This window comes from Streptomyces sp. B5E4, from assembly GCF_039871555.1.
Taxonomy (GTDB): Bacteria; Actinomycetota; Actinomycetes; order Streptomycetales; family Streptomycetaceae; genus Streptomyces.
This window is the reverse complement of the sequence record NZ_JBDPMI010000005.1, coordinates 28,235-54,699: the sequence shown is the minus strand read 5'-3', so window position 1 is coordinate 54,699 and position 26,465 is coordinate 28,235. Positions and strand designations below refer to the sequence as shown.

Here is a 26,465-nt window from a genome sequence, read left to right as displayed (position 1 = left end):
CAGGCTTACCCGTCCCCTCGCGGCGGGACATAGGAGGAGTGGGATGTTCCAGAACGCCGACGAGGTCCAGCAGTACATCGCGGACAACGACGTGAAGTTCGTCGACGTGCGTTTCTGCGATCTGCCGGGCATCATGCAGCACTTCACGGTGCCCGTGGACGTCTTCGAGCCCGACGGCCAGCTCATGTTCGACGGCTCGTCGATCCGGGGCTTCCAGGCCATCCACGAGTCCGACATGGCGCTCGTACCGGACCTCTCCACGTCCCGCCTCGACCCGTTCCGCAAGGACAAGACGCTCAACATCAACTTCTTCATCCACGACCCCATCACCGGCGAGCAGTACAGCCGTGACCCGCGGAACGTGGCCAAGAAGGCCGAGGCGTACCTCGCCTCCTCCGGCATCGCCGACACCGCGTACTTCGGCCCCGAGGCGGAGTTCTACGTCTTCGACGACGTCCGCTTCGAGACCAAGGCGAACGCCGGGTATTACCACATCGACTCCGTGGCCGGCGCCTGGAACACCGGCGCGATCGAGGACGGCGGCAACCGCGGCTACAAGGTCCGCTACAAGGGCGGCTACTTCCCCGCCCCGCCGGTCGACCACTTCGCCGACCTGCGTGCGGAGATCTCCCTCGAACTCGCCGCGTCCGGCCTCAAGGTCGAGCGCCAGCACCACGAAGTGGGCACCGCGGGCCAGGCCGAGATCAACTACAGGTTCAACACGCTGCTGGCCGCCGCCGACGACCTGATGCTCTTCAAGTACATCGTGAAGAACGTCGCCTGGCGCAACGGCAAGACCGCGACCTTCATGCCCAAGCCGATCTTCGGCGACAACGGCTCCGGCATGCACTGCCACCAGTCGCTCTGGACCGGCGGCGAGCCGCTCTTCTACGACGAGCAGGGCTACGCGGGCCTGTCGGACACCGCCCGCTACTACATCGGCGGCATCCTCCGCCACGCCCCGGCGCTGCTGGCCTTCACCAACCCGACGGTGAACTCCTACCACCGCCTGGTCCCCGGCTTCGAGGCCCCGGTCAACCTGGTCTACTCCCAGCGCAACCGCTCCGCGGCGATCCGCATCCCGATCACCGGCGCCAGCGCGAAGGCCAAGCGCATCGAGTTCCGCGCCCCGGACTCCTCCGGCAACCCGTACCTGGCCTTCTCCGCCATGCTGCTGGCGGGCCTGGACGGCATCAAGAACAAGATCGAGCCCGCCGAGCCGGTCGACAAGGACCTCTACGAACTGGCCCCCGAGGAGCACGCCGCGGTCCCCCAGGTCCCGACGAACCTCCCGGCCGTACTGGAAGCCCTCGAAGCCGACCACGAGTTCCTCCTCCAGGGCGGCGTCTTCACGTCCGACCTGATCGAAACGTGGGTCGACTTCAAGCGCACCCAGGAGATCGAGCCGATCCAGCTCCGCCCGCACCCGCACGAGTTCGAGCTGTACTTCGACATCTAAAGAGCAGGCTCGGGTGACCTGGGTGGAAGCCCTTGGCAACAGGCTCTGACCTGCGAAAACTCTTCGCATCAGTTCTCGCCGCCGCCCACGATTTCCGCCTCCTGGTGCGCCCGGTGCGCACCGCCTGACCCAATCTCTGACATGACGTCAGAAACGCCACGAGGGTCGCGACCCCACCCCAGGTGGGCGTTGCGGCCCTCTCGGCAATACCACTGCCGCCCGTCGCTCCCTGGATCACGCACAGCAAGCTGTGGACCGCTCCGACCCCAGCGCGTACCGGCCGCCGTGGATGGCCTTCTACGACCAAGCAGAGCTGGGACTGCCGGCGCTGACGACCCCACCTGACTCTGGGCCGCTGGGCCGAAGCCGAAGCGCACGCCCACCGCAACCTCATCTGCTGCGCTACGACTTCCAGCGAAATCGGGCTCTCGCACTCGCGCACCTCGCGCACCTCGAACAGGACGACCTCGAACCCGCCGTCACCACTGCTCTGAGAGTGCCCGCAGAGGCCCGGCACGGCCGCGTCTCCAGCCTTCTGCACTCCTTCGGAAGGGGCAACAGCCCTTTGCGGACTCCCCGGTATTCGCCACGATGATGCGCGACCCTCTCCACCCGCAATCCGTAGGTTGAACGCGGTCTTGACGGGATCTCTGGAATCGGCCGGGGCCACTCGTCGTCCCATCGGTTGGCCCCTCAGTCAAGTGGGGAACAAAGACGTGCACTTCGCAGGTGAAGGCAAGGCCCGCACACTCACGGGGCGGGGTGCTCAGGCTCCCGGGTCCGGGGCGACGGCGCGTTGTACGCAGTCTCGGAGCAGGGCGCGCCGTTGGTCGTGCACGGCCGCGGCCTCCTCGGCGGAGGCGGCGTAGACGTTGCTCACCGGGGACCAGGCCATGGACATGGCGATGACCATGGCCATCACGTCGAAGGGGTCTCCCTGCCTGATGCGTCCGGCGGCCTGGGCTTCTGCGATGGCGCGGAGCTTGTGGTCGTCGTAGCGGTCGTGGTCCGCGACGAGGTTTCCGGTCGGGCGCCGCTCCAGGCGCGCCCAGGTCGCGAGCCGGATCAGATCCGGGCGGCTGAGGTATTCGTCGTAGAGGCGCACCGCCCAGTCGGCGAGGTCCGTGGCGTCGATGGGGACGACATTGGTGATCCGCTCCAGTGAGGCGAAGAAGATCGCGTCGAAGAGCGCGTCCTTGTTGCCGAAGTAGCCGTAGAGCTGCGCCTTGTTGGTGCGTGCGGCGGCGATGATCCGGTCGATGCGTGCGCCGGCGATGCCGTGCCGGGCGAACTCCTGGGTGGCGGCGTCGACGATGCGCTGGTACGTCGCGGCTCCGCGGCTGCTGGACGGCTGCTCAGGCATGCCTCGAATCTTACAGACCGACTTGTCTGTTTGCTTCTCGGCTCCCGTGCGCCTACCGTGAAACAGACCGAACAGTCTGTCTGAGGAGATGGTGATGCGCCCTACGACCGGATGGCGCGCGGACAGCGAGACGCGGACCCTGCGCCGCACGGCGCTGGAGCGCCGGGACCTGCGCCCGGACGACATCGCGGTACGTGTCGAGTACTGCGGCGTCTGTCACACGGACCTCCACGCGCTGCACGCGCACGAGAACGGCGCGAACGGCGTGCTCGTACCCGGGCATGAGTTCACCGGCGTGGTCACCGAGGTCGGCAGCGCAGTTTCCGGCTTCTCCCCGGGTGCTCCCGTGGCCGTCGGCAACATCGTCGACTCGTGCCGCATCTGCCGCATGTGCCGGGCCGGCCAGGAGAACTTCTGCCGTTCGTTTCCGACACTGACCTACGGTGGAGCCGACCGGCAGGACGGGACGACCACGCTGGGCGGGTACTCCCGCGAGTACGTCGTGAGCCATCAGTTCGCCTACCACCTCCCCGCGGGCCTCGACGCGGCCGCCGCGGCCCCCCTGCTCTGCGCCGGGGTCACCGTCTGGGAACCGTTGCAGGCGCTCGACGTGGGCCCGGGCAGCACCGTCGCCGTTGCCGGACTCGGCGGCCTGGGGCACCTCGCGGTCAAGATGGCGACCGCGCTCGGCGCCACGACCTCCGTCGTCAGCCGCACTCCGGAGAAGGCCGGCGAAGCGCGCGGCCTGGGCGCGCAGGGATTCGTCGTGTCCACCGACTCCGAGCAGAGGGAAACGGTCCGCGACCAGTTCGACGTGGTCATCGACACCATCTCCGCCCCCCACGACCTGGCCCCGTACCTGCGGATGACCGCCATGGACGGCACCCTCAGCCACCTCGGCCACCTCGGACCGGTCACCGTGGACACCCTCGACCTGCTCATCGGCCGCAAGAAGCTCAGCTCCGCCGGCAGCGGCGGCCGCCCGTCCACCGCCGCCATGCTGCGCTTCTGCTCCGAACACGACATCACCGCAGACATCGAACTACTACCGTCGTCCCAGGTGAACACCGCTCTCGCGCGCCTGGAACGCAACGACGTCCGCTACCGCTTCGTACTCGACATGTCCGACCTCGACTGACCGACGGCGCGGCTTGCCCCACAGCAAGCCAGCGACAAACACCGCCACGGCGCCGAGATGCTCTTCCCAGGTCCTGACCGAACGGGAGGAGAAGAACAGCGTGGCCATCGCCTCCAACGAATCGTTCGGCAAAGCGCACATGTTCCGGCGAACCCGTGCGAGGCAGTGCCTGAACAGCACGGGTTCAACATGGAGGGACCCGTCACGGAGCCGCACGTATCCTGCGGGCTGTGACCGCGATATACGTGCTGGACGGTACCCGGATCAGGACGTTGGAAGACTTCTGGCGAGTCATCGGTGAGGCGATCAACGGCCCCGGTGGCTACTTCGGCAGGAATCTCGACGCTTTCGCCGACTGCCTCAGTGGCGGCTTCGGGACGCCCGATGACGATGACTACGTGATGGAGTGGCGGGACCATCAGGTGTCTCGCGAGCATATGGGCTACCCAGAGACTGCTCGGCAGTTGGAGATCCGCCTGTCGCGCTGCCACCCCACGAACCGCCCAGCGGTCAGTGCCGATCTGGCCGCGGTACGTGAAGAGCGTGGAACGACCGTCTTCGACTGGTTGATCGAGATCTTCGAGTATCGAGCCCCTGCCGTCCTGCGCCTTCAGTGACGGTGGCTTTTGCGCGGTGGGCCAGGCAGCGTTGCAGCACTGTCCACGAGGCGGGATCCAGCGGGACGGGATATCGAAGCCGTGCTCGGTGACATCACCGAAGTCGACGCGCGCACGGAACTCCTCTGGCCGCAGGTGAAGCTGGTGGACACCGGCGCGATTTCCGTCCGGGAAGTCCCCGACCACCTCGACGCCATCGCCAAGACCTCGTCGGGCGCGCCGGTCGGCGTGCAGATCCTGGCGGGCGTGCCCGCGTCCGACGCCCACTTCAGCCTGGATGTACGCGGGTCGGACGGCTGGCTGAAGCTGACCGGCGACCACCCCGCGGGCGTTCAGGTCGGCGACCTCGCACTCTCGTCGAGCGTGGACTTCACCGCACCCGACAGCCCCCTCGCCACCGGTACCGGCGCGACCGCCGCCGAGATATGGAGGGGCGCCTCCCCCAACGTGGGCGAGGTGTACGCCAGCCTGGCGCGCGACCTCACCGACGGGACCCACCACACCCCGGGATTCGACCACGCCGTCCACAACAGCCGCCTGATCGCCCGAGTCGAAGAAGCCTCACGCACCGGTCTTCGCCAGTGAAGGTGCCACACCACGCCCTGCTCCTCAGGGGCGGGGGCCCGTGTAGCGGAGGATCCACAGTCCCTGGTTCTTGTCTGTGATGTAGATGTAGCCACGGCGGTCCACCACCACGTCCTCCGTCTGCAGGGCGAGTTCGCCTTCCGGCATGGGGCCGTAGCGACGGGTCGGTTCCGGGGGCATGAAGTGGCCGGTCTCTTGGGGCAGGCGGGGGTTGGAGACGTCGTAGATGCGTAGGCCGGCGTTGAAGTGGGCGACGTGGAGCAGGCCGTTGTGGGGCTGGACGTCGGGGTGGTGCTGGTGGTGGTTGATGTTGTGCGGGCCGCTCCAGCCGCCGCGGGTGGAGAAGTCGGGGTAGTCGGCGCCGCGCGGGGGCGCCGGCTCGGGCAGCAGCGAGAGCAGGAAGGGCTTTTGCGGGTCGGAGATGTCGACTATCGAGGCGTGGTGCGCGGGGCCCGTGCCGTACGAGACGTCCTCGGAGTTGGCGAAGGCGATGTTCCGGCCGGGGACGGGGAGGACGCCGTGGACGCCGAAGCGGCTGTGGAACGGCGGGCTGAACGGCAGCCGTCCCACCGGCCGGGGGCGGGCGGGGTCGGCGATGTCGAGCACCACCAGGCCGGCGCCGCCGTACGGCAGGTAGACAAGGTTCCCCACCGGATACGGCGGGCCGTGCAGCGACACGTCGTGGCCCGCGGAGCAGCAGAAGCCGCCTGATGCGGCGGGTTCGCCGGGCCCGGAGCCCTCCGGGGCCGGTTCGTCGTCCCGCTGGCCCGGCACCCACCAGCGGCCGGCCTCCCGGGGCCGGGAGCGGTCGGAGATGTCGAGGATGACGTAGATGTTGCCGCTGAAGCCCGGTGCGCCGGCGGCCAGGTGGACGTAGCGCCCGCCCGGATAGAGGTTGCGGTGCGTGCCGGTGCCGCCGGTGCGGTAGTGGCCCAGCCGCCGCGGGCGTACGGGATCGGCGATGTCCCAGATCAGCACGCCCTCCTCGAAGGGCGCGGCGGGGTCGCCGCCGAAGTTGGGGAAGACCTGCTCCAGCGCCGTGACCATGGTGTCGCCGTGCAGGTCGACCTGGAGGGTCCAGGTGTTCTCCGGTCCCGGTACGTGGGCGGCGACCTCCGGCCGCGTGGGGTCGGTCACGTCCACGACGCTCCAGCCGGAGTCCCAGAAGTGCCCCGTGTAGAGGTACCACCGGCCGCGCTTGTGCCGTACGGCCATCTTGAACGCCGGCCGGTGGTCGAGATCGCTGTACCCGACCGCCTCGACGTGACGCGCCCGGCCGGCCGGTACGGCGGGCCCGGCGGCCGCGGCCGTACCGGGCGCCGCGACGCCCGCCGCGCCCGCCGCCGCGCCGGCGAGCGAGGCCCGCAGCGCCCCCCGGCGCGATATCCCCTGCTTGTCCGTCATCGTCCTCTCCGCATCGTCGGTGGCGTGGTGGCACCAGCGTCCGCGGCGGAACCGGGCGGGGTCCAATACCCGTTTCACGGGCTCTGAGACAGAACGGATATGACACGTGGTCGACCTCAGACAGATGCGGTACTTCATCGCCGTCGCCGAGGAGTTGCACTTCGGCCGCGCCGCGGCCCGGTTGCACATGGCGCAGCCGCCGCTCAGCCGGCAGATCCGCCTGCTGGAGGGGGCCGTCGGTGCCCGGCTGCTGGACCGCAGCCGCCGCAGCGTCGCGCTCACCGCCGCGGGGCGGGTGTTCCTGGCGGAGGCGCGGGCGACCGTCCGGCAGGCGGACCGCGCGGTCGAGCTGACCCGGCGGGCCGCGCGCGGCGAGACGGGGCAACTGGCCGTCGCGTTCATCGACGCGGCCATCTACAGCGTGATCCCGCCCGTGGTACGCCGGTTCTCGCAGGTCCGCCCCGGCGTCGAGCTGAGCGTGACGGAGCTGCGCATCCCCGACCAGATCCGCGAGGTGGCGGAGGGCCGGCTGCACGCGGGGTTCGTCCACCCGCCGGTGTCCGATCCGCGGCTGGCGGTGGAGACGGTGTTCACGGAGGAGTTGGCGGTGGCGCTGCCCGGGGGGCACCCGCTGGCCGGACGGTCCCGGGTCGACCTCGCCGAGCTGGCCGGAACACCGCTCGTCCAGTTCCCCCGGGAGATCAACCCGCCGCTCTTCGACGACATCGTCGCCCTGTGCCGGGCCGCGGGCTACACCCCGCCCTCGCTGCGCGAGGCGTCGCCCAAGCAGACCGTCATCGGCCTGGTGGCGGCCGGACTCGGGGCGTCCCTGCTGCCCGCCTCGCTGGAGAACCTGCGCCGCGACGGCGTGGTCTACCGGCCCCTCGCCGGTCCTGGCCTGACCGTCGACACCTCGGTGATCTGGCGGCGTACGGACCGCGACCCCGTCCTGCACGCCTTCCTGCGCGTCGTACGGGAGGTCTGCCGCACCGGGGACGCCCCGCCGGCGGAGCCGGTCCCCGCCGCGGACGGTTGACCTGCCCGCGCGGAAGCGGCCGCCGCGCAACCGACACGGCCGGCCCGGCGCGGATACTCCGCGCCGGGCCGGCGTGTGTGCGTCCCCTCGGGGGTGGGGGACGTCGGTGGCCGGCCCGTCCCCGCCGGTCGGGCCGGCCGGGGGCGGGGGTCAGCCGGTCAGTTGGGCGTGGATGATGCCGGCGTACGCCTCCTCGCCACGGGCGTTGGGGTGCAGCGGTGCGGCCGGGGCGGTGGGAACGTAGCCCTCGACCCACTTCTTGTCCGGGGACTGGCAGGAGTCGTGGCCGCGGCTCGGGGTGAAGACGTCGACGTACTCGGCGCCGTGGGCCGCCGCGCGGTCGGCGATGACGCGGTTCATGTGGTTGACGCTGCCCTGGAGCCAGTCGGCGTCGGGGGCGAGCACCGGCTGGTACGGCCAGCAGCCGCCCGGCTTGATGTAGTCGCCGTAGCCGGTGACCAGGACGCGCGCCTGCGGGGCGCGGGCGTGGATGCCGTCGAGGACGGCGCCGAGCTCGGGGCCCATGGCCTCGATGCGCTGGGCGACGGTGTCGACGCCGCCCTCCATGAAGCCGTCCTTGCACCGGTCGCCGAGCGGGTTGAGCTGCATGCAGTCCTGCGCGACGCCGACGAGCCCGGCGTCGTTGCCGCCGATCGTCAGCGTGACCAGGGTGGTGTCCGCGCTCAGCGCGTCGAACTGCGGGGGTGCCTCGCCCATGTCCACGTCGAGCAGCGACAGCGACTGCGGCTGCGTCATGTGGTCGGTCTTGGCGCCGCTGCACGTGACGTCGCGCAGTTCCGCCACGTCGAGCCGGTCGGCCAGTTCGTGCGCGTAGTTCTCGGTGGAGCGCCCGCAGGCGAGCGGTCCGGTGGGGAGCGGGATGAGCGGCCCCGAGGCCATCGAGTCGCCGAGGGCGACGTAGACCTCGCCCGCCGCGGCGTCGGCGGCGGCGTCCGCGGCGGCCGGCGCGGCCGTGCCTGCGACCACGAGGCCGGTCGCCGCGGCGGCGCCCAGCGCGCCCTTGAGGAGTTTCGGCACCACGTTCATCGGCGGCTCCCGGCGGTGGGGGTGGGTGGAGCGGAAAGTTGTGTCGTGCACATGATGCAGACGGGCCGGGCTGCGCTTAACTGGTCAGTAACGCAGAGTTCTCCGGGAGCCGTTGTGACGCGTGACAACACACCGCTGTGTATCGGCGGCAGCCCGGTCGACGCGCGGCTGCGGGCCCGGGTGCCCGCGCTCACCCACCGCGTCGTCGACCGGCTGCTCACCGACCTGCCCGTGTACGCCACCCTGCCGCCCGAGGAGGTCGCGGGCGACATCGCCGACATCGTGCAGCGCAGCCTGCGGCTCTTCGCCGACGTGCTGCAGCGCCGCGGCCCGGCGCGCGACGACGAGCTGGTACGGCAGCGGGAGTCGGCCGCCCAGCGCGCCGAGGAGGGGGTGCCGCTGGACGCCATCCTCAGCGCGTACCAGATCGGCACGGCGATGGGCTGGGAGGAGATCTCGGCGGAGGCGCGGCCGGCGGACCTCGCCGACGCGCAGGAGGTGCTGCGGCATCTCTTCGTCCTGCAGCGGCAGTTGACGGCGGCGGTCAGCGCGGCGTATCTGGAGGCGCGGCAGGTGCTCGACGTCCAGGAGCACGCGCCGCGGCACGCACTGCTCGCCGCGCTGCTCGCCGGCGAGCCGCTGGACGGCATCGCCCGCCGCACGGGGCTGCGGCCGGCGCCGCGGTACGTCGCGATGACCCTGTACGTCGCCCCGCACCCCGACGAGCACTCCCCCGGGCCGCGGTCCCGCATCGCCGCGCGGCGCAAGATCCGCCGGCTGCAGACGGCGCTCAACGGCTTCGCCGGCGAACCGGCGCTCACCGCGCTCGACGCCGGCGGCGGCACCGCGCTGCTGCCGGTGGCGGACGAACCGGCGTGGCCGGCGCTGTGCGGGCTGATCGACCGTACGGAGACGGCCGTCGGAGCGCCGGTGACCGCGGCGGCGGCCGCGGCGGCGCCGGACGGGCTGCCGGCGGCGGTGGCGCAGACGGCGGACATCGTGGAGCTGGTACGGCGTACGGACCGGCCGCCCGGCCTGTACCGGCTGGCGGACGTCCTCCTCGACTACCAGCTCAGCCGGCCCAGTGAGGCCCTGACCGGACTCGCCGATCTCCTGCAACCGCTGGCCGGCCGCCCGGAGTTGCTGCACACCCTGGAGACGTACCTGGCCCGCGACCTCGACCGCCGCGGCACGGCCGCCGCGCTGCACGTCCACCCCAACACGGTCGACTACCGCATCCGCCGCATCGCCCTCCTGACGGGCCTGACCCCGACGACCCCGGCGGACGCCCGCCGCCTGAGCGCGGCACTGGTCGCCCGCCGCACGTTACGGGCCTGACGGCCCGGCAGCGGGGAACGGCGAGGGGGCGGGCGCGAGTTACGGCGGCGGGGGTGTGGCGGGGGTCCGGTGACCCAGGGGCGGGTCAGACCGCGAGCACACACGCGGCACGTGGCATGCGGCACGCGCCCCTCACGCCGGGGTGTGGGCCGTCACCAGCCAGGCCGGGGCCCGGAGCAGGACTCCCTCCGGGGTCAGGTACGGGGTCAGGGCCTCGCGCACGCACTCGGCCGCCTTCGCCCTCGTCGTCCCGTCGAGGTCCGCCATCGCCCCCTGCACATGCGGCCGGTTGAGGACGAAGTCCAGCGCCTCCCCGACGTCCGCCCCGAGGTTCATCGGCTCGTTCTCCGCCTCCAGGTGCACGTCGACGAAGCCCGCCGCGCCGAGCACCTCCCGTACCCGGTCGGGGTCCGCCAGCGAGTTCGGGCCCGGCTCGTTCACGCCGCCGGACGGCGGCACGGTGACGTATGGCGCGAGCGCGGCGCGCGGCACGCCCGAGTACTCGCTCTCCTCCGGCGCCCGCCAGCACACGAACGCCAGCCGCCCCGCCGGCCGCAGCGCGCGCCGTACGTTGGCGAACGCCGCGACCGGGTCCGCGAAGAACATCACGCCGTGCCGGCTGATCGCCACGTCGTACGCGCCGGGGGCGAAGTCGTGGACCTGCGCGTCGGCCTGCTCGAAGCGCACGTTCGCGATGTCCTCCTCGGCCGCCCGGGTGCGCGCCTGCGCGAGCATCGCGGCGGACAGGTCGACGCCCAGCGCCGAGCCCTCGGCGGCGAGCGCCGCGGCCACCCGGGTCGTCTGGCCGCAGCCGCAGCCGACGTCGAGGACGCGTTCGTCCGGGCGCACGTCGGCTCCCGCGAACAGCCGCTCGCCGTAGCGGATCATCGCCGCGTTGTACTTCTCCTCGTACGCGACCCAGTGGTCGCCGTTGGCCCCGTTCCAGTCCAGGGTCCGCGTGCTCTCCGCCACGTCCGCCGCCTCCCGTGCGCTGCCGCCTCTGCCGTCACCGTACGCCCGTGCGGAGCCCGCGCGTGCCGTCACCTCACACGGAACACCGGCCCCCGCGCGACGAACGGCAACGACGCCCCCGCGGGGATCAGATACGCGTGCTCCCGGCGCACCCGCAGCACGTCGCACATGCCGTCGGTGATCACCAGCACCGGCGCCCCGCGCGGGAAGTCGTCCGCCCGGTCCAGCAGGTCGAGTCCCGGCTGGAGCACGGTCCCGCCGCGGCCCCGGATCCGCACCCGGCCGGCGATCTCCGTCGCCGGCAGATACCCCGCGTCGTACGGCGAGGCGTCGCAGAAGACGACGCGCGCCGCGGGCACGTCACGCGCTTCGGCGTACGACGCGATGGCCCCCAGCGCCTTGCCGAGCAGCGTGCGGCTCATGGAGCCGGAGGTGTCGAGGACGACGCCGAAGGTGCAGCGGGCGACCGCCTCGGGCGGGAAGTAGCGGCCCGCGCGCGGGATGTCGGGGGTGGCGGCCTGCCGGCGGGCGGGGCGTGCGAAGGTGCGCACCGGCTCGGCGCGGGGCACGAACTCGTCGAACCAGCGGGCCAGCAGCGCGTCCCACGGCAGCGGCGGCTGCGCGAGCGCACGGATCTCCTCGACCAGCCCGGCCGGCAGCAGCCCGCGGCCCCGGTCGCGCTCATGGAGATCGAGGCCGCGCTGCAGCCCGCGGCGGTAGAACTCGTCGAGATCGACGTACGCGGCCGCCGGATCCCGCGGCACCAGCGGCTCGCCCAGGATGTCGCCGAGCCCCCGGCCGCACAGCGTCGCGAGCCGGCGGCGCTGGAGCCGCGGGTCGGCGGCGAGGCGGTCGTAGACCTCCTCGGTGGACAGGCCCGCGAGCCGCGGGTCGTGCAGCAGCCCGGCGGGCATCTCGCCGACGCGCATCTCCAGCAGCCAGCCGTTGACGACGAAGTCGGCGGCGATGTTGAAGAGATACGGGTCCCGCGACCCGCGGCGCTCGCCGTGGCGCAGGGCGGCGTGCAGCATCTCGTGGCCGAGGATGAAGCGCCACTCCTCGTCGGAGTGGTCCTTCAGCGGGTTGACGTAGATCTCGCCCGCGGCGGCGTCGACGGCGGCGAGGGAGATGCCGTGCGCGCGGGCGAGTGCGGCGTCGGCGACGACGGTCATGCCGGCGGCGACCCCGCCGAGCAGCGGGTAGGAGGAGACGAACCACTCCAGCGCCCGCTCCCACGGCCGCCGCGGCGCCCGCACGCCGGTGAGCGAGTCGCGCCGGCCGCCGGCGACCTCCATGGCGGCGGACACCGTACGGGCGAGGGCGTGCGCGAAGTCCCGCTGCCAGTCCGGCGGCGTGGTGCCCGCCCAGCCTTCCCAGGGCAGCAGCAGCACGTCGGGCTCGTCGCCGGCGGCGCCGCAGCGCTCGTACTCCGCGGGGATGCCGTCGCGCCGCCAGCGCGCGGCGAGTTCCTCCTCGCTGCCGCCGGGGTAGTGCCCGGGCAGGTCGGCGGGCGGGCGGCCGGTGCCGAAGGAGACGAGGAAGCGGTTGACGACGGTGCAGCGGGCGGCCTGCTCGAACCGGTCGGGCTGGGTGCGCTCGCCGCGGGCGGCGGGGGCGTGGCCGAAGCCGAGGTGCAGCAGGCAGTGGGCCAGCGCCCACGTCCACTCGGCGGGTTCGGCGCGGCGGGTGGGGTGGGCGTGGACGGTGCCGTGGGAGTCGACGCGGGCGAGGCCGTGGGCGGGGGCGGTGGCGCGGCCCGGGAGGATCGTGGTGCCGCCGGTGCCCGGCGCGCCGGGCGCGCCCGCCGTTCCCCTGCGGACGACCTGCGCGCCGAGGGCGCGCAGGGCCGGGTTCTGCAGGGCCTTCGCGAGCCCGGCGGAGAAGGCGCGGGTGGCCGGGTCGTCGCGCTGTTCGGCCTTGGCCCTGCCGCGCCGTGCGCCCCGGTTCGTACGGCTCATCTGCGGGCTTCCACCAGGCGCGGCATGTCCCGGGCCGCCTCGACGAGGAACCAGGCGGGCAGCACCGGCTGCCCGTCGGTGTCCTCGGCGATGACGGTCTGCGCCACCTCCACCGAGATCTCGGCCAGTTGGACGAGGAGCGCCTTGGCGCGGTACGCGGTCTCGCGCACGGCCGGCGAGGCGTGCTCCTTGCTCGCCGGCAGCTCCTTGACGAGCCGGCCGCGGAACGCCTCGGCGAGGTAGTAGAGCAGGTCGCGGTCCTCGGTGCGGCGGGGCCAGGAGGCGTCGCCCTTGAGGATGGCCTCGACGCCGTACCGGTGCCGGACGATCTTGACGTAGCCGCAGAAGGAGACGGCGTGCGCGGGGGTGAGCGTGCCGTGCGCGACGGTCTTGAGGGTGGCGTCGTCGAGGGACGGGCCGAAGGAGTGCAGCGCGTCGGAGAGCATGTGCCACGAACGCGGGGTGGAGAACGGCTCCTCGGTCTTCGGCGGCTTGGCCCACAGGTGGTCGGGGCGGTCGGTCAGGTACTCCGTCACCCAGGGGTGGATGCCGTGCTCGCCGGCCCAGACGAGCCAGTCGGTCGCGGACGCCTCCAGGTGCACGTGGGTGAGGCGGTTGACGAGGGCGGAGGCCATGGGGCGGGCGAGCGCGTTGTCCGTGGCGCGGTTGCCGGCGCCGATGACGATGCTGCCCTCGGGGAGTTCGTAGCTGCCGATGCGGCGGTCCAGGATGAGCGAGTAGAACGCCTTCTGGACATCGGGGGTGGCGGCGTTCAGCTCGTCGAGGAAGAGGCAGTACGCCTCGTCGCGGGCGATGGCCTCCGGCGGGCAGAAGACGCTGCGCCCGTCGCGGATCTGCGGGACGCCGATGAGGTCCTCGGGGGCGAGCTGGGTGCCGAGGAGGCTCACGCAGTCGAGGCCGAGCGAGCCGGCGAACTTCCGTACCAGCGACGACTTGCCGATGCCGGGGGCGCCCCAGAGGAAGACCGGGCGCACGGTGGCGAGCCCGAGCAGCAGCTCGGGGATCCGGGCGGGGGTGACGGTGACGGCTGCCTGCACGCGGCGGGCTCCTGATGCGGGTCGGGGTGCGGCGCGCGCAGGAGGTGTGCGCCGTGTCGGGACGTCCAGTGTGGGCGGTGGACGGGACGCGGCGCAGCCGGTTTTCCGGTGGGCGGGGATGCGTGCGCGCGGGCGCGGGGCGTACGGCCTGGGCCGTGCCCCGCGCCCGGTACGCGGTCGGGGCAGGGTCAGCGCGGAGTCAGGACGCGGTCAGATGAGCGGGAGCAGGCTGCGCACCAGCCGGCAGGTGGTGAGCGAGGGCGGGTGGACGCCGATGTGCTCGGCGGTGTGGCGTATCACCTCGTTGCGGGCGCGCTGCGGGGTGTAGACCCCGGTGTCGAGCAGGGCGATGGCGATGCGCATGGCCTTCAGCATGCGGTTGTGCGCGACATACCACTCACGCGGCATACCTGCCGGAAGCGGCTTTTTGGGCAGGGGTGTCGGGGCGTACGCCACTGGCATGGGCGACCTCCTCGGCCTCGTCTTGGCCCGTCTTCACTCCCTCCATGATACCGCCACCGACTGACAAACACCCCTGGTCAAAGGTCATTTCGGGATACCAGTTCGAATGCACAGAGGTGTACAGGGGCCCGTTCGGCACCGTCCGCCGCCTTCGGGCATGCTGGCACCGATGACCACCACAGAACCCCCGCTCCCCGCCGTCACCGCCCCCCGCACCCGTACCCTCGCCGAGCTGGACGGGCGGCTGTGCGAGTGCCGCGCCTGCCCGCGGCTGGTCGCCTGGCGGGAGGAGGTCGCGGCGACCAAGCGCAAGGCGTACGCCGACTGGGACTACTGGGGCCGCCCCGTGCCCGGTTTCGGCCCCGCGGACGCCGCGATGCTCATCGTCGGCCTCGCGCCGGCCGCCCACGGCGGCAACCGCACCGGGCGGATGTTCACCGGCGACCGCTCCGGCGACGTCCTGTACGCCGCCCTGCACGCCACCGGCTTCGCCAGCCGGCCCACCGCCACCCACCGCGGCGACGGCCTGACCCTGCGCGGCGTCCGCATCACGGCCCCCGTCCACTGCGCTCCGCCCGAGAACAAGCCGACGCCCACCGAGCGCGACACGTGCCGTCCCTGGCTCGTCCGCGAGATCGAGCTGCTGCGGCCGACGCTGCGCTCGGCGGTGGTGCTCGGGTCGTTCGGCTGGCAGGCGGCGCTGCCGGTGCTGGCGGCGGCCGGCTGGGAAGTGCCGCGCCCGCGGCCGGTGTTCGGCCACGGTGCGCACACGACGCTGCGGCGGCCGGACGGGGGCGCGCCGCTGGAGCTGTACGGGTGCTACCACGTCAGCCAGCAGAACACCTTCACCGGGCGGCTGACGCCGGAGATGCTGCGGGAGGTGCTGGCGACGGCGGGGGCGGCGGCGGGGCTGTAGGCAGTCACCAGGGCCGCGGGGGCGCGCACTCGCCGTGCGGTGTCAGTGGGGGCTCCCATACTGGGCGCATGACACCTGACCAGCTTCGCGCCGCCTGCCTGGAGCCGAACGGGGCCGTCGAGGAGTGGCCCTTCGACCGGCATCAGGCGATCTCCGTCTTCAAGGTCGGCGGCAAGATGTTCGCGCTCAGCGAGCTGGCCGCCACGCCGCTGTCGGTGAGCCTGAAGTGCGAGCCGGACCTTGCGGTGCAACTCCGCGCCACGCACCCCGAGATCGTCGGGGGTTACCACCTGAACAAGCGCCACTGGAACACCGTCCGCCTCGACGGCGCCGTCCCCGAGGAGCTGGTGCTGGAGATGATCGAGGACTCGTACGACCTGGTGGTGGCCAAGCTCCCCCGTGCCCACCGCCTCACCCTGGACTGGCCGGGCGAACGCCACCGCCCGCCCCCGGGCACGTAGCCGGGGGCGCGAGGAGGCCGCGGCGCAGGCGCGGGGGCAGCCGCGGGTGGGCAGCCGCGGGCCGCCCGGGGCTACCGGGCGATCACCTCGCCGAAGCCCGGGAAATCGCGGCCGAACCCGGCACGAGCGGCGGTGACGTTGTAGGAGCCGGTCGTCGTGATGCCGTCGGCGGTGCCCCGGGCGTGCCAGACGAAGCCCCCGGCGGTCCGCCACGGAGCCCCCACGGTCAGGTCGGCCCTGCCGTCGCGGTTGCGGTCGCCGAGCGCGACCGCGGCGCCGAACGCATCGCCCTTCGCGGCAGCCCCCGGCACCCCCGCGGTGTTCCGGTGGAGCAGCCGGGCTCCGGCACCGGTCAGCCCGTCCGCGGTGCCCCGCAGCAGCGTGACGGTCCCGGCGAACGACTTACCGGCGAAGTCCTCGCCGGGTACGCCGACGGCCACGTCGGCGTACCCGTCGGCGTCCGTGTCCGCGACGGCGACCGACGCGCCGAAACGGTCATCGGGCTCTCCGCCGCCCGGGACGCCCGCGGTGCCCTGGTGGATGCGCTGCGGCCGCTGCGTTTCGTCGATGCCGTCCGGGCCGCCGTACCAGACCGCGACCGTGCCGCCGACGGGCCAGGGCTGGCCGCTGTTCAGCGTCTCGTACGGGTATCCCGTCACCAGATCGCCGTAGCCGTCGCCGTCGACGTCCCCGACCTCGCCGCTCAGGCCGCCGGCGTCGGTGAGCTGGGTGCGGGTGTAGCCGGCGCCGGTCCAGTCGTCGACGTAGACGGTGCCGCCGGGCCGGCCGCTGATCAGACCGACGAACACGATGCGCTCGGCCTGCGGGTCGGCGTCCACGTTCCCGAAGGCGCCGCCGCGGGTGGTGCCGAACAAGGAGTCGCGCTGCTGGCTCTGCGGCCGTCCTTCGCGGGTGAAGGGTCCCCGGAGGTGGAAGGCCGCGCAGCGGGCGGCCACGCTCACCTCGGGCGCGCCGTCGCCGTCGAAGTCACCGGCGTACAGGCCCTCGGCGAGGGCGCAGCCGGTGTCCGGGAGGTTCGCCACCTTCACCGCGGCGGCGCCGCTCAGCCCCCGGGGCCCGCCCCAGAGCAGGGTCAGGGTGCCGCGGTCGACGTCCCCGCTCACGTTCTCGCGCGACGCGCCGACGAGCAGGTCGGCGTAGCCGTCGCGGTCGAAGTCGTCGACGGCCACGGTCTCGCCGAAGTAGTCGTCGTCCTCCGGCGAGCCGGGGACGCCGGCGGTGCCCTGGTGGTACACCGCGCGCCGGCTCCCGTCCGGGCCGGCCGCGGAGCCGTAGAGCACGGCCACGGCCCCGGCGTAGGACTTGCCGGACACGGTGGCCGCGGGGTTGCCGATCACCACGTCGCGGTAGCCGTCGCCGTCGAAGTCGCCCTTGAGCCCGCTCGGGGCCGCCGCGGCGGGTGGCGCGGCCACCGCCGTCAGGCCGCCGCCGGCGAGGGCGACGGAGGCGGCGAGCGCCACGAGGGTACGGCGGCGGGGCTGAGGGGTCACCTGGGTCCTCCCGGTCGGTGGCGGACGATGTCCGCGGGTGTGGGGAAGACCTGTGCGGCGGGGTGAAGGTTGTACGGCCGTAAGGCGGTTGGGACGCGCGCGGGGATGATCGGCTACGGGCGGGGGGAGCGGGCCTGCCGGCGGCCCTCGTGGTGGTGGACCTCGATGGGGCGGCCGAAGCAGTGCGCCAGGCGGGCGCCCGTGAGCACCTCCGCCGCCGGGCCCGCCGCCGCCACGCGGCCGTCGCGCAGCAGCAGCGCGTGACTCGTCGTGGGCGGTAGCTCCTCCAGGTGGTGGGTGAACGGTGAGGGTGGCCAGGCCGGGACGCGTCCCGGCGAGGCGTTGCAGGGCGTCGACCAGGTCCTCGCGGGAGGGCAGGTCGAGCGCGTTGAACGGTTCGTCGAGCAGCAGCAGACCCGGGTCCGGCATCAGCGCGCGGGCGACGAGCAGCCGGGCGCGCCGGCCGCCGGAGCAGACGCCGTACGGGCGGTCGGCGAGCTCCTTGCAGTCCAGCTCCGCCAGCAGTTCGTGTGCGCGCTCGCGGACGGCCGTGTCGTAGGTGCGCCACAGCGGCTGCACGGTGCCGCTGTGGCCGGTGAGGACCACGGTGTGCCCGGGGGCGTCCTGCGGCACCTTCTGCGCCGAGGAGACCAGGCCGATCGCGGCGCGCAGCTCCCGCATGCCGACCCGCCCGATGCGGTGGCCGAGGACCTCCACGGTGCCGGCTGTCGGGTGCGTCAGCGCGCCGAGCAGCCGCAGCACCGTGGTCTCGCCCGCGCCGTGGGGACCGGGCAGCGCCCAGTGGTCCCCGGCCCGTACGGTCCAGTCGACGTCGTCGAGGATGACCTGCCCGGTGGTGTAGCGGCGGACGGCGACGGAGTCGAGCGCGGCGCGACGCGCGGGGCGCCGCGGTGGTCGTGATCAGCCATGCGGGCCGGCATCGCAGCCGCCGGGGCGGCGGCGCGCCCCGTTTTGCGCACGGCGCCGCGGTGGTACGCCGCCGGGCGCCTGCGGTCCGCGCCCGCGGGTGCGGCCGTACGGGGGCGCCCTTACCGTGTGCCCTATGGGAGCGAACCACGACATATCCCCTGCCGGTCGCCGGCGTTCCGCGTCCCGCCGCGCCGCCCTCGCCGTCGCGGTCCTGCCGTTCGCCGGCGCCCTCGCGCTCACCGCCACGGGCCCGGCCGGCGCCCCCGTGAAGCGCCCCGCCGGCGACCGCGGGGCGTCGCTCACCTCGTACTACGACCAGTCCGTGACGTGGAACGACTGCGGCCGCCAGGTCGCGAAGTCGGCGAAGCAGGCGGGCCGCAAGGTCCCCGGCTACCTCAAACGGCTCCAGTGCACCCGCGTACAGGTCCCCCGCGACTACGCGGCCGCCGACCGGGGCGACCTGCGCCTCGCCGTCGCCCGCCTGCCCGCGACGGGCCCGAAGGGCGACCGCATCGGCTCCCTCGTGCTCAACTTCGGCGGCCCCGGCGAGTCGGGCGTCGAGGGCCTCGCCGGCCTCGGCGCGAAGTTCTCCACGCTCAACGAGCGCTACGACCTCGTCGCCCCCGACCCGCGCGGCGTCGGCGACAGCACCCCGGCCGTACGCTGCGCGCGGCCGGCCGCGCGGAAGGCCGAGAGTCTGGACCGCTCCCCCGACACCCGTGCGGAAGTCGACCGGCTCGCCGCGTTCAACCGGCTCCAGGGCAAGCTGTGCGAGGAGGACTCCGCGAAGCTCCTGCCGTGGGTCGGCACCGTCGACTCCGCCCGCGACCTCGACGTGCTGCGGGCGAGGCTGGGCGAGGACAAGCTCACGTACCTGGGTTTCTCCTACGGCACCAGGCTGGGCTCCAACTACCTGCACCTCTTCCCGCACAAGACGGGCCGGGTCGTCCTCGACGGCGTCGAGAACCCGCTGAAGAACAGCAGGCAGACCTACCTCGCCAACGCGCACGGCTTCCAGCGCGCGCTGGACGACTTCACGGACGACTGCACGAAGCGCGGGGCGTCGGAGTGCCCGCTGGGCGGCGACCCCGCGAAGGCGAAGAAGGAGATGCGGCAGTTGTTCGCCCTGCTCGACGAGCGGGAGCTCGACACCCCGGCGGGGGAGCTGGACCAGTCGACGTTCGTCGACGCACTGAAGAACGCGATGTACTCGGAGAAGCTGTGGCCGGACCTGCGGCACGCGCTGAGCGCGCTCGGGAACGGCAACGGGACGCCGATGGTCCGGCTGGCGGGCGGGAGCAGCGGCGCGGCGGCGCCGGGGGGTGCGGGGGTGCCGGGTGTCGGGGTGCCGGGCGGGGTGCGACCGGGGGCGGGGGTCTTCGCGGGTCCTCCCGCGGGCAACGCCGACGCCGCCTTCACCGCCGTCACCTGCCGCGACACCGGCGACCGCGCCACCGCGGCGGACGTCGAGCGGGCCAGGGGCGAGTTCACCAGGGCGTCCCCGGTCTTCGGCGATTTCATGGCCGGTCAGATGCTCACCTGCACGGGCTGGCCCGTACCCGGCGACAACGCCTCCCGCCAGGTACGCGCCACGAAGGCACCCGCCGCCTTGCTGGTCGCCACCACCGGCGACCCCGCCACCCCGTACCAGGGCGGTGCGGACATGGCGAAGGAACTCGACAACGACTCCGTCGTGCTGACCTTCCGGAGCGTCGGACACACCGGGTACACCACCGGGGACTCGTGCGTCGACGGGAACGTCGACGACTTCCTGCTCGACGGCAAGCTGCCGGAGAAGGGCACGCGCTGCGGCTGACGGGCGCCGCCTACGGCGTCTCGGAGTTGAGGCGCCGTACGGCACCGACGGCGTCCCCGAGGGTCATGTGGTTCACGGCCACGATGGTGGGCAGCCGGCCGCGCAGCAGCGCGCACGTCCTGGCGCGGTGGACGATGACGTCGGCGGCGTTGACGGCGGCGGCCTCGGCGCGGGGGGCGCCCATGCCGTGCGTGACGAAGTGGTTGAGGAGGAAGAGCTGCTTGCGGGGGTCGCTGCCGCCGCGGTGGGGTGCGCAGCTCATCTCGCCGGGTGTGCGGGCGCGGTACGGGGTCTCGACGGCGTAGTCGTAGAAGTTGCGGTACCAGGGCGCGGGCCCGTCGGCCTCCTCGGCGAAGACCACGAGCCGCCGCCCGGAGTCGGCCATCTCGCCGAGCGTCGGCCAGGCCGCGCCGGGATCGGCCTCGGGCCGGTGCAGATACGGCCCGAGGCCGGCGGCGCGGAAGGCGCGGGCGGTGTCCCGCGGGGTGATGGCGTCCTGCAGCACCAGGGTCACCACGTCCCGCGGATGCTCCTCCAGCCAGCCGCGCAGCTCGCGCAGTTGGGCGGTGAGCGGGGTGGCGCCCATCCGGCACGGGCCGTGGCAGAGCCACGTGCCGGGGCGCGGCCGCACGACGGAGTCCACGGCCCGTACGAGCGTCGCCCGGGCGGCGGCATCGAGCCCGCCGGTGCCGGCGGGCGGCACGAGCCGCTCGGCGGTCTCCCAGTAGTGGGTGTCGAGGAGGAGCGCACGGGCACCGCGGTCGAGCTGTCCGGTGAGGGAGACGTCCTGGTGCGCCCCGAGGAACCCGTCGGGCACGGTGGCCATGGCGTTGTGCGCCCCGACCTGTACGACCCGGTCGTACGGCCGCCCGCAGAGGGCGACGTCACCGTTGCAGGCGAGCGCGTCCTCGGACGGCACCCCGACGAGCACCCAGACCTGAGCGAGGGCGGCGAAGCCGGCGGCCCCGAGCCCGAGGCGACGGGCCCAGCGGGCGCGAGGGGCGCGGGGCGGCGCGGGCGCGGCGGTACGGCTCGGCCGGAACGCCGCCGCAGAGGGCTGCGTGGAGGTGGCGGGTGGCGGTGCCGTCGCGGCGCCGTCCGCGGTCGGCGCGGGGGCGCCGGGGCCGCGGCGCGGGTTCGCGCGGACGGCGGCGGTGGCGGTGGCGGTGGCGGTCCGGGTGGCGGGCGCCCGCCGGCTCGGCGTGTGCCCCGCGGCGTGTGCGAGGGTGCGGTACAGGGTTCTGCGGGCGGCCGGGGAGGCGGTGAGGGCGGTGGCGGTGAGGGCCAGGGCGAGCAGGGCCGCTGCCCAGGTGAGGGCCGCCTGCCGGTAGAGGCCGGTCACCACGTCCGTGAGCAGCGCCGCCACGCTCGGCGGCAGGCCGTCCGGCACCAGCCCCGCGGACGCCGGCAGCGTCGCCCACACCGCCGTCCCGGCGGCGGCGGTCAGCACCGCGGCGCCCGTGCACGCCGCCGCGGCGGTACGCGCCCGGAGACGCCCGTCCCGGGCCGCCGCCCGCAGCGCCAGCGCCCCGGACCCGGCCGCCGCGCCGGCCACCCCGGCGACGGCCCACCACGACGCGGACGCGGCCAGCACGGTCCGTACCACCGCCGCCCGCTCCGGCAGCCACCCCGGCGGTGCCGAGGAGTCCGCGGATGCCGGATCCGCACCGGGCCCGGACCCGTCCTCCACCGCCAACGGCACCCGCCCCTCCCCCTCCGCACCGCCCGGCGCCACGAGCGGCGGGCGCACCCCGGCGGCGTACGGCCCACGCCGTTCCTTCCCCGGCGCCACCGGCGCCTCGGCACGCGGAGCGCTGATCAACGGCGGCCGCAGCTCCGCCCCCGGCCGACGCGACTGCGTCCCACGCCCGGACGGCACCCCCGCGCCGTGCCCGCCCACCGCCGACGGCCCACGCGACTGGGTTCCGCCCGCCCCCGGCGCCTCGGCACCCGCCGCGCCACCTCCCCGCGCCACCGCCCACGGCCCCGGCCCTTCCACCGCATCCCCAGGCACCACCAACGGCGGCCGCACTTCCGCCGCCGGCCCCGGGACCCCGCCACCGGCCCCCGGCGTACGCGGCTCCGCTTCCGCTCCCGGCAGGACCTCGTCCAGCGCGGTCATGATCCGGCGTGCCGTACTCGGGGGCCACGTGTCGTGGACGAACGCCGCCACCGCTTCCCGCAGCGCCGACGACGGGGCCGGCGACGGGCGGGTGGGGGTGATGTACTCGCGGAGGCGGACGATGAGGTGGTTGAGGCCGCGGGCCGCGACCGGGTCCGCATCGGCGCGCAGCGCGCGCAGTTGGTCGCTGCCCGCCTCCGTCGCGCTCTCCGTGACCGGGCGGCGCCAGTCGTCGCCCGCGGCGGGCCGGCCGGTGCCGGTCAGCGCCGCGACAAGGGCCCGCGCCTGCCGGTCCGCCGCCTGCTCCAGCGCCGGCCGCGGGACCAGCAGCGGCAGGTTGTCGACCACCGCGTCGCTGCGCAGCGGGACACCCAGCGCGCCCGTGCGCAAGGCCCGGCGGACGGCGGGGTCCGCCAGCACCTCGTCGTAGACGCGCTGGTAGCCGTCGGCCTCCCGCACCGCGCCCGTGTAGTACGCCGGGTCGGCCACCGTGTACCGGCACAGCAGCAGCACCGTCAGCGCACTCAGGAGCGCGGCGGCGACCGCCGTCCAGATCCGCCGCGCCCCTGACATGCACTCAGCCTCGACATCTCCCCGGCCCCAGGCCAGCGCGACGCGGCCGATAGGGCGAGCGAAGAAGCCGGTTGCACCAACCCCGCAGTGGCACACGGGCGGGCGGTGCCCCCTCACGTACGCGTGCGGCCCCCGGATCGCCGACGCCGAAGGCGAGGCCGCGCCCGGCCTCAGTGCCGCCGCAGCCACCCGCGGTACCCGGGCTCCGGGCGCGTACGGAGCGGCCGGGGTCCGCGGGGACCGCGGCAGTACGCACGGCCGCGGGGACCGCGGCAGGGCGCACGCCGCCACGGCCACGGACTTCGGGCGCAGCGGCTACGGCCGCTGCGCCGGCTCCCGTGAGCTGGTCCGCACATGCCGACCGCCGGCGCCCCGGCCCCGTACGCCGACGGAGTCCGTGCTCAGTCCAGGCCCGCCTTCTCCAGTGCCGCGCAGCACGTGTCCACCATCAGCCGCGTCACCACGTACGGGTCGACGTTCGCGTTCGGCCGCCGGTCCTCGATGTAGCCCTTGCCGTCCTTCTCCACCTGCCACGGGATCCGCACCGACGCACCGCGGTCCGAGACCCCGTACGAGTACTCGTCCCACGGCGCCGTCTCGTGCGCGCCGGTGAGCCGGGTCTCCACGCCCGCGCCGTACGCGCGCACGTGCGTCAGCGGCTTGTCGCCCTCGCCCAGCGCCTCGCAGGCGGCGACGATCGCCTCGTAGCCCTCGCGCATCCGCCGGGTGGAGAAGTTGGTGTGCGCGCCCGCGCCGTTCCAGTCGCCCTTCGCCGGCTTGGGGTCGAGGGTGGCGGAGACGCCGAAGTCCTCGGCCGTGCGGTAGAGGAGCCAGCGCGCGACCCAGAGCTGGTCCGCGACCTCCAGCGGGCCGAGCGGGCCGACCTGGAACTCCCACTGCCCCGGCATGACCTCGGCGTTGATGCCGGACAGGCCCAGGCCCGCCTTGAGGCAGTTGTCGAGGTGGGCCTCGACGACCTCGCGGCCGAAGATCTCGTCGGCGCCGACGCCGCAGTAGTAACCGCCCTGCGGGGCCGGGAAGCCGTTCTCGGGGAAGCCGAGGGGGCGGGAGCCGCGGAAGAAGGTGTACTCCTGCTCGATGCCGAAGACCGGCTCCTGGCCGACGAAGCGCTCGGCGACCTCGCGCAGTTCGGCGCGGGTGTTGGAGGCGTGCGGGCTCAGGTCGGTGTCGAGGACCTCGCAGAGTACGAGCACGTCGGCGCCGCCGCGCAGCGGGTCGGGGCAGGTGAAGACGGGCTGGAGGACGCAGTCGGAGGAGCGGCCCTCGGCCTGGTTGGTGCTGGAGCCGTCGAAGCCCCACACGGGCGGCTCGGCGCCGGTCTCGACGATCTTGGTCTTCGAGCGCAGCTTGGCGGTGGGCAGGGTGCCGTCGATCCAGATGTACTCGGCCTTGTAGCTCACGGTCGCCGTCCTTCGTTCGTACAGGTGCGGTGCGGGCGGGCACGGTCGTCCGCCGCGCGCAGCGTCGCAAGCCGCGGTTTCCCTTCCGTTGCCCGGATGTAAACCCGGTGTGTCCCTTCCTCGCGCAGGGCGGGGTGGTGCTAGCTACACCCCGGCCCGGGGGCACGGCCCCGTGCCCCCGTCCGGGCCGCGCGGCAGACTGTGACGTGCGGCCGGTCAAGCGGGCCGCGTGAGCCGGGACCCGGCGCGGGAACGGGCACGGGACCGGCAGGGAGCAGCGGAAACAGAGGGGAACACGGAGATGATCTTCCGGAACTGGGCGCTCGCCGGCGTACGGGCGCTGGCGCTGACGGTGCTGTGCACCGCGGTCTCGATCACGCTCTTCGTGCTGACCCTCGTCTCCCTCGTGCTCATCCCCGTGCTCGGCATCGGCCTGATGACGACGCCCTGGGTGCTGGAGGGCGTACGGATGCAGGCCAATCTGCGCCGGCTGCTCGCCGCCCAGTGGTCGGACGTGCGCATCCCCGCCACGTACCGCCCCTGGCCGCGGGACCTGCACGGCGGGGTCGTCGGCCAGGCGCAGCGCACCCGCCACATGCTCACCGACCCGGCGACCTGGCGCGATCTGCGCTGGCTGTTCACCGACATGCTCGCGGGCACGGTCCTGGCCGTCGTGACGGTCGCGCTGACCTTCTACCCGGTGGAGGGGTACGTGATCGCCGCCGGCGTCTGGGACCCCATGACCAGCGGCGGCGACAACACCTACTGGTACGGCTTCGTGCCGGTGTCCTCGCAGAGCACCGCGCTCATGGCCGCCGGGCTCGGCACCGCCCTGCTCGTCGTCGGCCTCTTCACCAGCCACCGCCTGCTGGGGCTGCACTTCCAGATGACCAAGGGCGTGCTGGCGCCGCGCGAGGTCGAGCTGGCCGAGCGGGTCGCGCGGCTGACCGAGACCCGCTCGGACGCCGTCGACAACTCCGCCGCCGAGCTGCGCCGCATCGAGCGCGACCTGCACGACGGCGCGCAGGCCCGGCTGGTCGCCATGGGCATGAGCCTCGGCACCATCGAGGCGCTCATCGAGAAGGACCCGGCCAAGGCGAAGGAGCTGGTGTCGCGAGCGCGCGGCGAGTCCGCCGAGGCGCTGACGGAGCTGCGCGACCTGGTGCGGGGCATCCACCCGCCGGTGCTGGCCGAACGCGGTCTCGCGGACGCGGTGCGGGCGCTGGCGCTGCGCATGCCGGTGCCGGTCGAGGTGGACATCGACCTGGGCACGCCGCCGGGGCGGGCGGCGGAGCCGGTGGAGTCGGCGGCGTACTTCGCGGTCAGCGAGGTGCTGACGAACGCCGTCAAGCACGCGGAGGCGCAGCGCGTGTGGCTGGACATGGGGCACCGCGACGGCATGCTGCGCATCGCGATCACGGACGACGGCCGCGGTGGCGCGTCGCTGGACAAGGGCTCCGGGCTCGCCGGGGTGGAGCGCAGGCTCGGTACATTCGACGGCGTACTGGCCGTCAACAGCCCGGTCGGCGGCCCCACGATGGTGACCCTGGAGATTCCGTGCGCGCTGTCATCGCCGAAGACCTCTTCCTTCTGAGGGACGGTCTCGTCCGCATGCTCGAAGCGTATGACTTCGAGATCCTGGCCGCGGTGGACAACGGCCCGGAGCTGGCGCGGGTGCTGGACGAGCTGGAGCCGGACGTCGCGGTGGTCGACGTCCGGCTGCCGCCGTCGTTCTCGGACGAGGGCCTGCAGTGTGCGCTGGAGGCGCGGGCGAAGCGGCCGGGGCTGCCGGTGCTGGTGCTCTCCCAGCACGTGGAGCAGTTGTACGCGCGCGAGCTGCTGGCCGACGAGCGCGGCGGGGTGGGGTATCTGCTCAAGGACCGGGTGTTCGACGCGGACCAGTTCATCGACGCGGTACGGCGCGTGGCGGGCGGCGGTACGGCGATGGACCCGCAGGTCATCTCGCAGTTGCTGAGCCGGCGGGCGGCGCAGGACCAGCCCGTGAACACGCTGACGCCGCGCGAGCGCGAGGTGATGGAGCTGATGGCGCAGGGGCGGTCCAACGCGGCGATCGCGGAGCGGCTGGTGGTCACGGAGCGGGCGGTGGCCAAGCACACGTCGAACATCTTCTCCAAGCTGGGGCTGCCGCCGTCGGACGACGACAACCGCCGGGTGCTGGCGGTGCTGGCGTACCTGGACCGCGGCTGACGGACGCGGGCCGGGCCGGCGTCCGGGGCCCGCGTCCGGCGCCATGTCCGGGTCCGGAAGACAGCGCTTG

Annotated in this window: 21 protein-coding genes and 2 pseudogenes; 12 read left to right on the top strand and 11 right to left on the bottom strand. The window is 73.7% G+C overall.

What is annotated here, in order from left to right; translation table 11 throughout:
• The first annotated feature begins 43 nt into the window (after positions 1–43).
• Entirely contained in the window at positions 44–1,459 is a 1,416-nt protein-coding gene (gene glnA, locus ABGA99_RS09020; protein ID WP_347575370.1) for a type I glutamate--ammonia ligase, read from the top strand.
• 766 nt (positions 1,460–2,225) lie between these two features.
• Here glnA and ABGA99_RS09015 read toward each other — a convergent pair.
• On the bottom strand, positions 2,226–2,822 hold the full coding sequence (locus ABGA99_RS09015) for a TetR family transcriptional regulator (RefSeq protein WP_347575369.1): 597 nt from the start codon (positions 2,820–2,822) through the stop codon (positions 2,226–2,228).
• 94 nt (positions 2,823–2,916) lie between these two features.
• On the opposite strand from ABGA99_RS09015, the gene ABGA99_RS09010 reads away from it, so the two are divergent.
• From ABGA99_RS09010 to ABGA99_RS08995, 4 genes and pseudogenes are all read left to right on the top strand, one after another.
• Positions 2,917–3,960, top strand: a complete 1,044-nt coding sequence (locus ABGA99_RS09010) for an NAD(P)-dependent alcohol dehydrogenase (protein WP_347575368.1) — start codon at positions 2,917–2,919, stop codon at positions 3,958–3,960.
• A gap of 42 nt (positions 3,961–4,002) precedes the next feature.
• Positions 4,003–4,087 (top strand): annotated as a pseudogene (locus ABGA99_RS09005) (AAA family ATPase); the annotation flags it as partial.
• 103 nt (positions 4,088–4,190) lie between these two features.
• Positions 4,191–4,577, top strand: coding sequence for a barstar family protein (locus ABGA99_RS09000; RefSeq protein ID WP_347575367.1), 387 nt, complete (start codon positions 4,191–4,193; stop codon positions 4,575–4,577).
• 81 nt (positions 4,578–4,658) lie between these two features.
• Positions 4,659–5,162 (top strand): hypothetical protein, encoded by a 504-nt coding sequence (locus ABGA99_RS08995; protein ID WP_347582456.1) that lies wholly within the window; start codon positions 4,659–4,661, stop codon positions 5,160–5,162.
• A gap of 24 nt (positions 5,163–5,186) precedes the next feature.
• Here the strand turns inward: ABGA99_RS08995 and ABGA99_RS08990 are convergent, their stop codons facing one another.
• A complete protein-coding gene (locus tag ABGA99_RS08990; protein ID WP_347575365.1) occupies positions 5,187–6,566 on the bottom strand; it encodes a hypothetical protein in 1,380 nt (459 codons plus the stop codon).
• Positions 6,567–6,672: 106 nt separating this feature from the next.
• Here ABGA99_RS08990 and ABGA99_RS08985 point away from each other — a divergent pair, with 106 nt between their 5' ends.
• Positions 6,673–7,602 carry a LysR family transcriptional regulator gene (locus ABGA99_RS08985; RefSeq protein WP_347575364.1) on the top strand — a complete coding sequence of 310 codons (930 nt, stop codon included), beginning with the start codon at positions 6,673–6,675 and terminating at the stop codon, positions 7,600–7,602.
• Between the two features lie 150 nt (positions 7,603–7,752).
• On the opposite strand, the gene ABGA99_RS08980 is transcribed toward ABGA99_RS08985, so the two are convergent.
• The gene (locus ABGA99_RS08980) at positions 7,753–8,649 is read right to left on the bottom strand and encodes an SGNH/GDSL hydrolase family protein (protein WP_347582455.1); all 897 of its coding nucleotides are present in this window, start codon (positions 8,647–8,649) and stop codon (positions 7,753–7,755) included.
• 114 nt (positions 8,650–8,763) lie between these two features.
• Between ABGA99_RS08980 and ABGA99_RS08975 the strand changes: the two genes are divergently transcribed.
• A complete protein-coding gene (locus ABGA99_RS08975; RefSeq protein ID WP_347575362.1) occupies positions 8,764–9,987 on the top strand; it encodes a helix-turn-helix domain-containing protein in 1,224 nt (407 codons plus the stop codon).
• Positions 9,988–10,119: 132 nt separating this feature from the next.
• Here the strand turns inward: ABGA99_RS08975 and ABGA99_RS08970 are convergent, their stop codons facing one another.
• From ABGA99_RS08970 to ABGA99_RS08955, 4 genes are all read right to left on the bottom strand, one after another.
• Positions 10,120–10,959 (bottom strand): class I SAM-dependent methyltransferase, encoded by an 840-nt coding sequence (locus ABGA99_RS08970; RefSeq protein WP_347582454.1) that lies wholly within the window; start codon positions 10,957–10,959, stop codon positions 10,120–10,122.
• Between the two features lie 68 nt (positions 10,960–11,027).
• Positions 11,028–12,917, bottom strand: coding sequence for a hypothetical protein (locus tag ABGA99_RS08965; RefSeq protein ID WP_347582453.1), 1,890 nt, complete (start codon positions 12,915–12,917; stop codon positions 11,028–11,030).
• Complete coding sequence (locus ABGA99_RS08960; protein WP_347575359.1) at positions 12,914–13,975, bottom strand: MoxR family ATPase; 1,062 nt, start codon at positions 13,973–13,975, stop codon at positions 12,914–12,916. Before ABGA99_RS08960 ends, ABGA99_RS08965 begins: the two co-directional genes overlap by 4 nt.
• A 210-nt stretch (positions 13,976–14,185) precedes the next feature.
• On the bottom strand, positions 14,186–14,437 hold the full coding sequence (locus ABGA99_RS08955; protein WP_347575358.1) for a hypothetical protein: 252 nt from the start codon (positions 14,435–14,437) through the stop codon (positions 14,186–14,188).
• 169 nt (positions 14,438–14,606) lie between these two features.
• Between ABGA99_RS08955 and ABGA99_RS08950 the strand changes: the two genes are divergently transcribed.
• Both ABGA99_RS08950 and ABGA99_RS08945 read left to right on the top strand, forming a co-directional pair.
• Positions 14,607–15,353 (top strand): uracil-DNA glycosylase, encoded by a 747-nt coding sequence (locus ABGA99_RS08950; RefSeq protein ID WP_347575357.1) that lies wholly within the window; start codon positions 14,607–14,609, stop codon positions 15,351–15,353.
• A gap of 68 nt (positions 15,354–15,421) precedes the next feature.
• The gene (locus ABGA99_RS08945; RefSeq protein WP_347582452.1) at positions 15,422–15,814 is read left to right on the top strand and encodes an MmcQ/YjbR family DNA-binding protein; all 393 of its coding nucleotides are present in this window, start codon (positions 15,422–15,424) and stop codon (positions 15,812–15,814) included.
• 71 nt (positions 15,815–15,885) lie between these two features.
• On the opposite strand, the gene ABGA99_RS08940 is transcribed toward ABGA99_RS08945, so the two are convergent.
• On the bottom strand, positions 15,886–17,247 hold the full coding sequence (locus ABGA99_RS08940; protein WP_347575718.1) for an FG-GAP repeat protein: 1,362 nt from the start codon (positions 17,245–17,247) through the stop codon (positions 15,886–15,888).
• Between the two features lie 191 nt (positions 17,248–17,438).
• Positions 17,439–18,266 (bottom strand): annotated as a pseudogene (locus ABGA99_RS08935) (ATP-binding cassette domain-containing protein).
• Positions 18,267–18,388: 122 nt separating this feature from the next.
• Between ABGA99_RS08935 and ABGA99_RS08930 the strand changes: the two are divergent.
• A complete protein-coding gene (locus ABGA99_RS08930; protein WP_347575355.1) occupies positions 18,389–20,071 on the top strand; it encodes an alpha/beta hydrolase in 1,683 nt (560 codons plus the stop codon).
• Positions 20,072–20,081: 10 nt separating this feature from the next.
• Here the strand turns inward: ABGA99_RS08930 and ABGA99_RS08925 are convergent, their stop codons facing one another.
• On the bottom strand, positions 20,082–22,766 hold the full coding sequence (locus ABGA99_RS08925) for a hypothetical protein (RefSeq protein WP_347575354.1): 2,685 nt from the start codon (positions 22,764–22,766) through the stop codon (positions 20,082–20,084).
• 401 nt (positions 22,767–23,167) lie between these two features.
• The gene (gene glnII, locus ABGA99_RS08920) at positions 23,168–24,187 is read right to left on the bottom strand and encodes a glutamine synthetase (RefSeq protein ID WP_347575353.1); all 1,020 of its coding nucleotides are present in this window, start codon (positions 24,185–24,187) and stop codon (positions 23,168–23,170) included.
• Positions 24,188–24,488: 301 nt separating this feature from the next.
• On the opposite strand from glnII, the gene ABGA99_RS08915 reads away from it, so the two are divergent.
• Both ABGA99_RS08915 and ABGA99_RS08910 read left to right on the top strand, forming a co-directional pair.
• Positions 24,489–25,781, top strand: a complete 1,293-nt coding sequence (locus tag ABGA99_RS08915) for a sensor domain-containing protein (protein WP_347575352.1) — start codon at positions 24,489–24,491, stop codon at positions 25,779–25,781.
• Positions 25,745–26,395, top strand: coding sequence for a response regulator transcription factor (locus tag ABGA99_RS08910; RefSeq protein WP_347575351.1), 651 nt, complete (start codon positions 25,745–25,747; stop codon positions 26,393–26,395). Before ABGA99_RS08915 ends, ABGA99_RS08910 begins: the two co-directional genes overlap by 37 nt.
• Positions 26,396–26,465 lie beyond the last annotated feature (70 nt).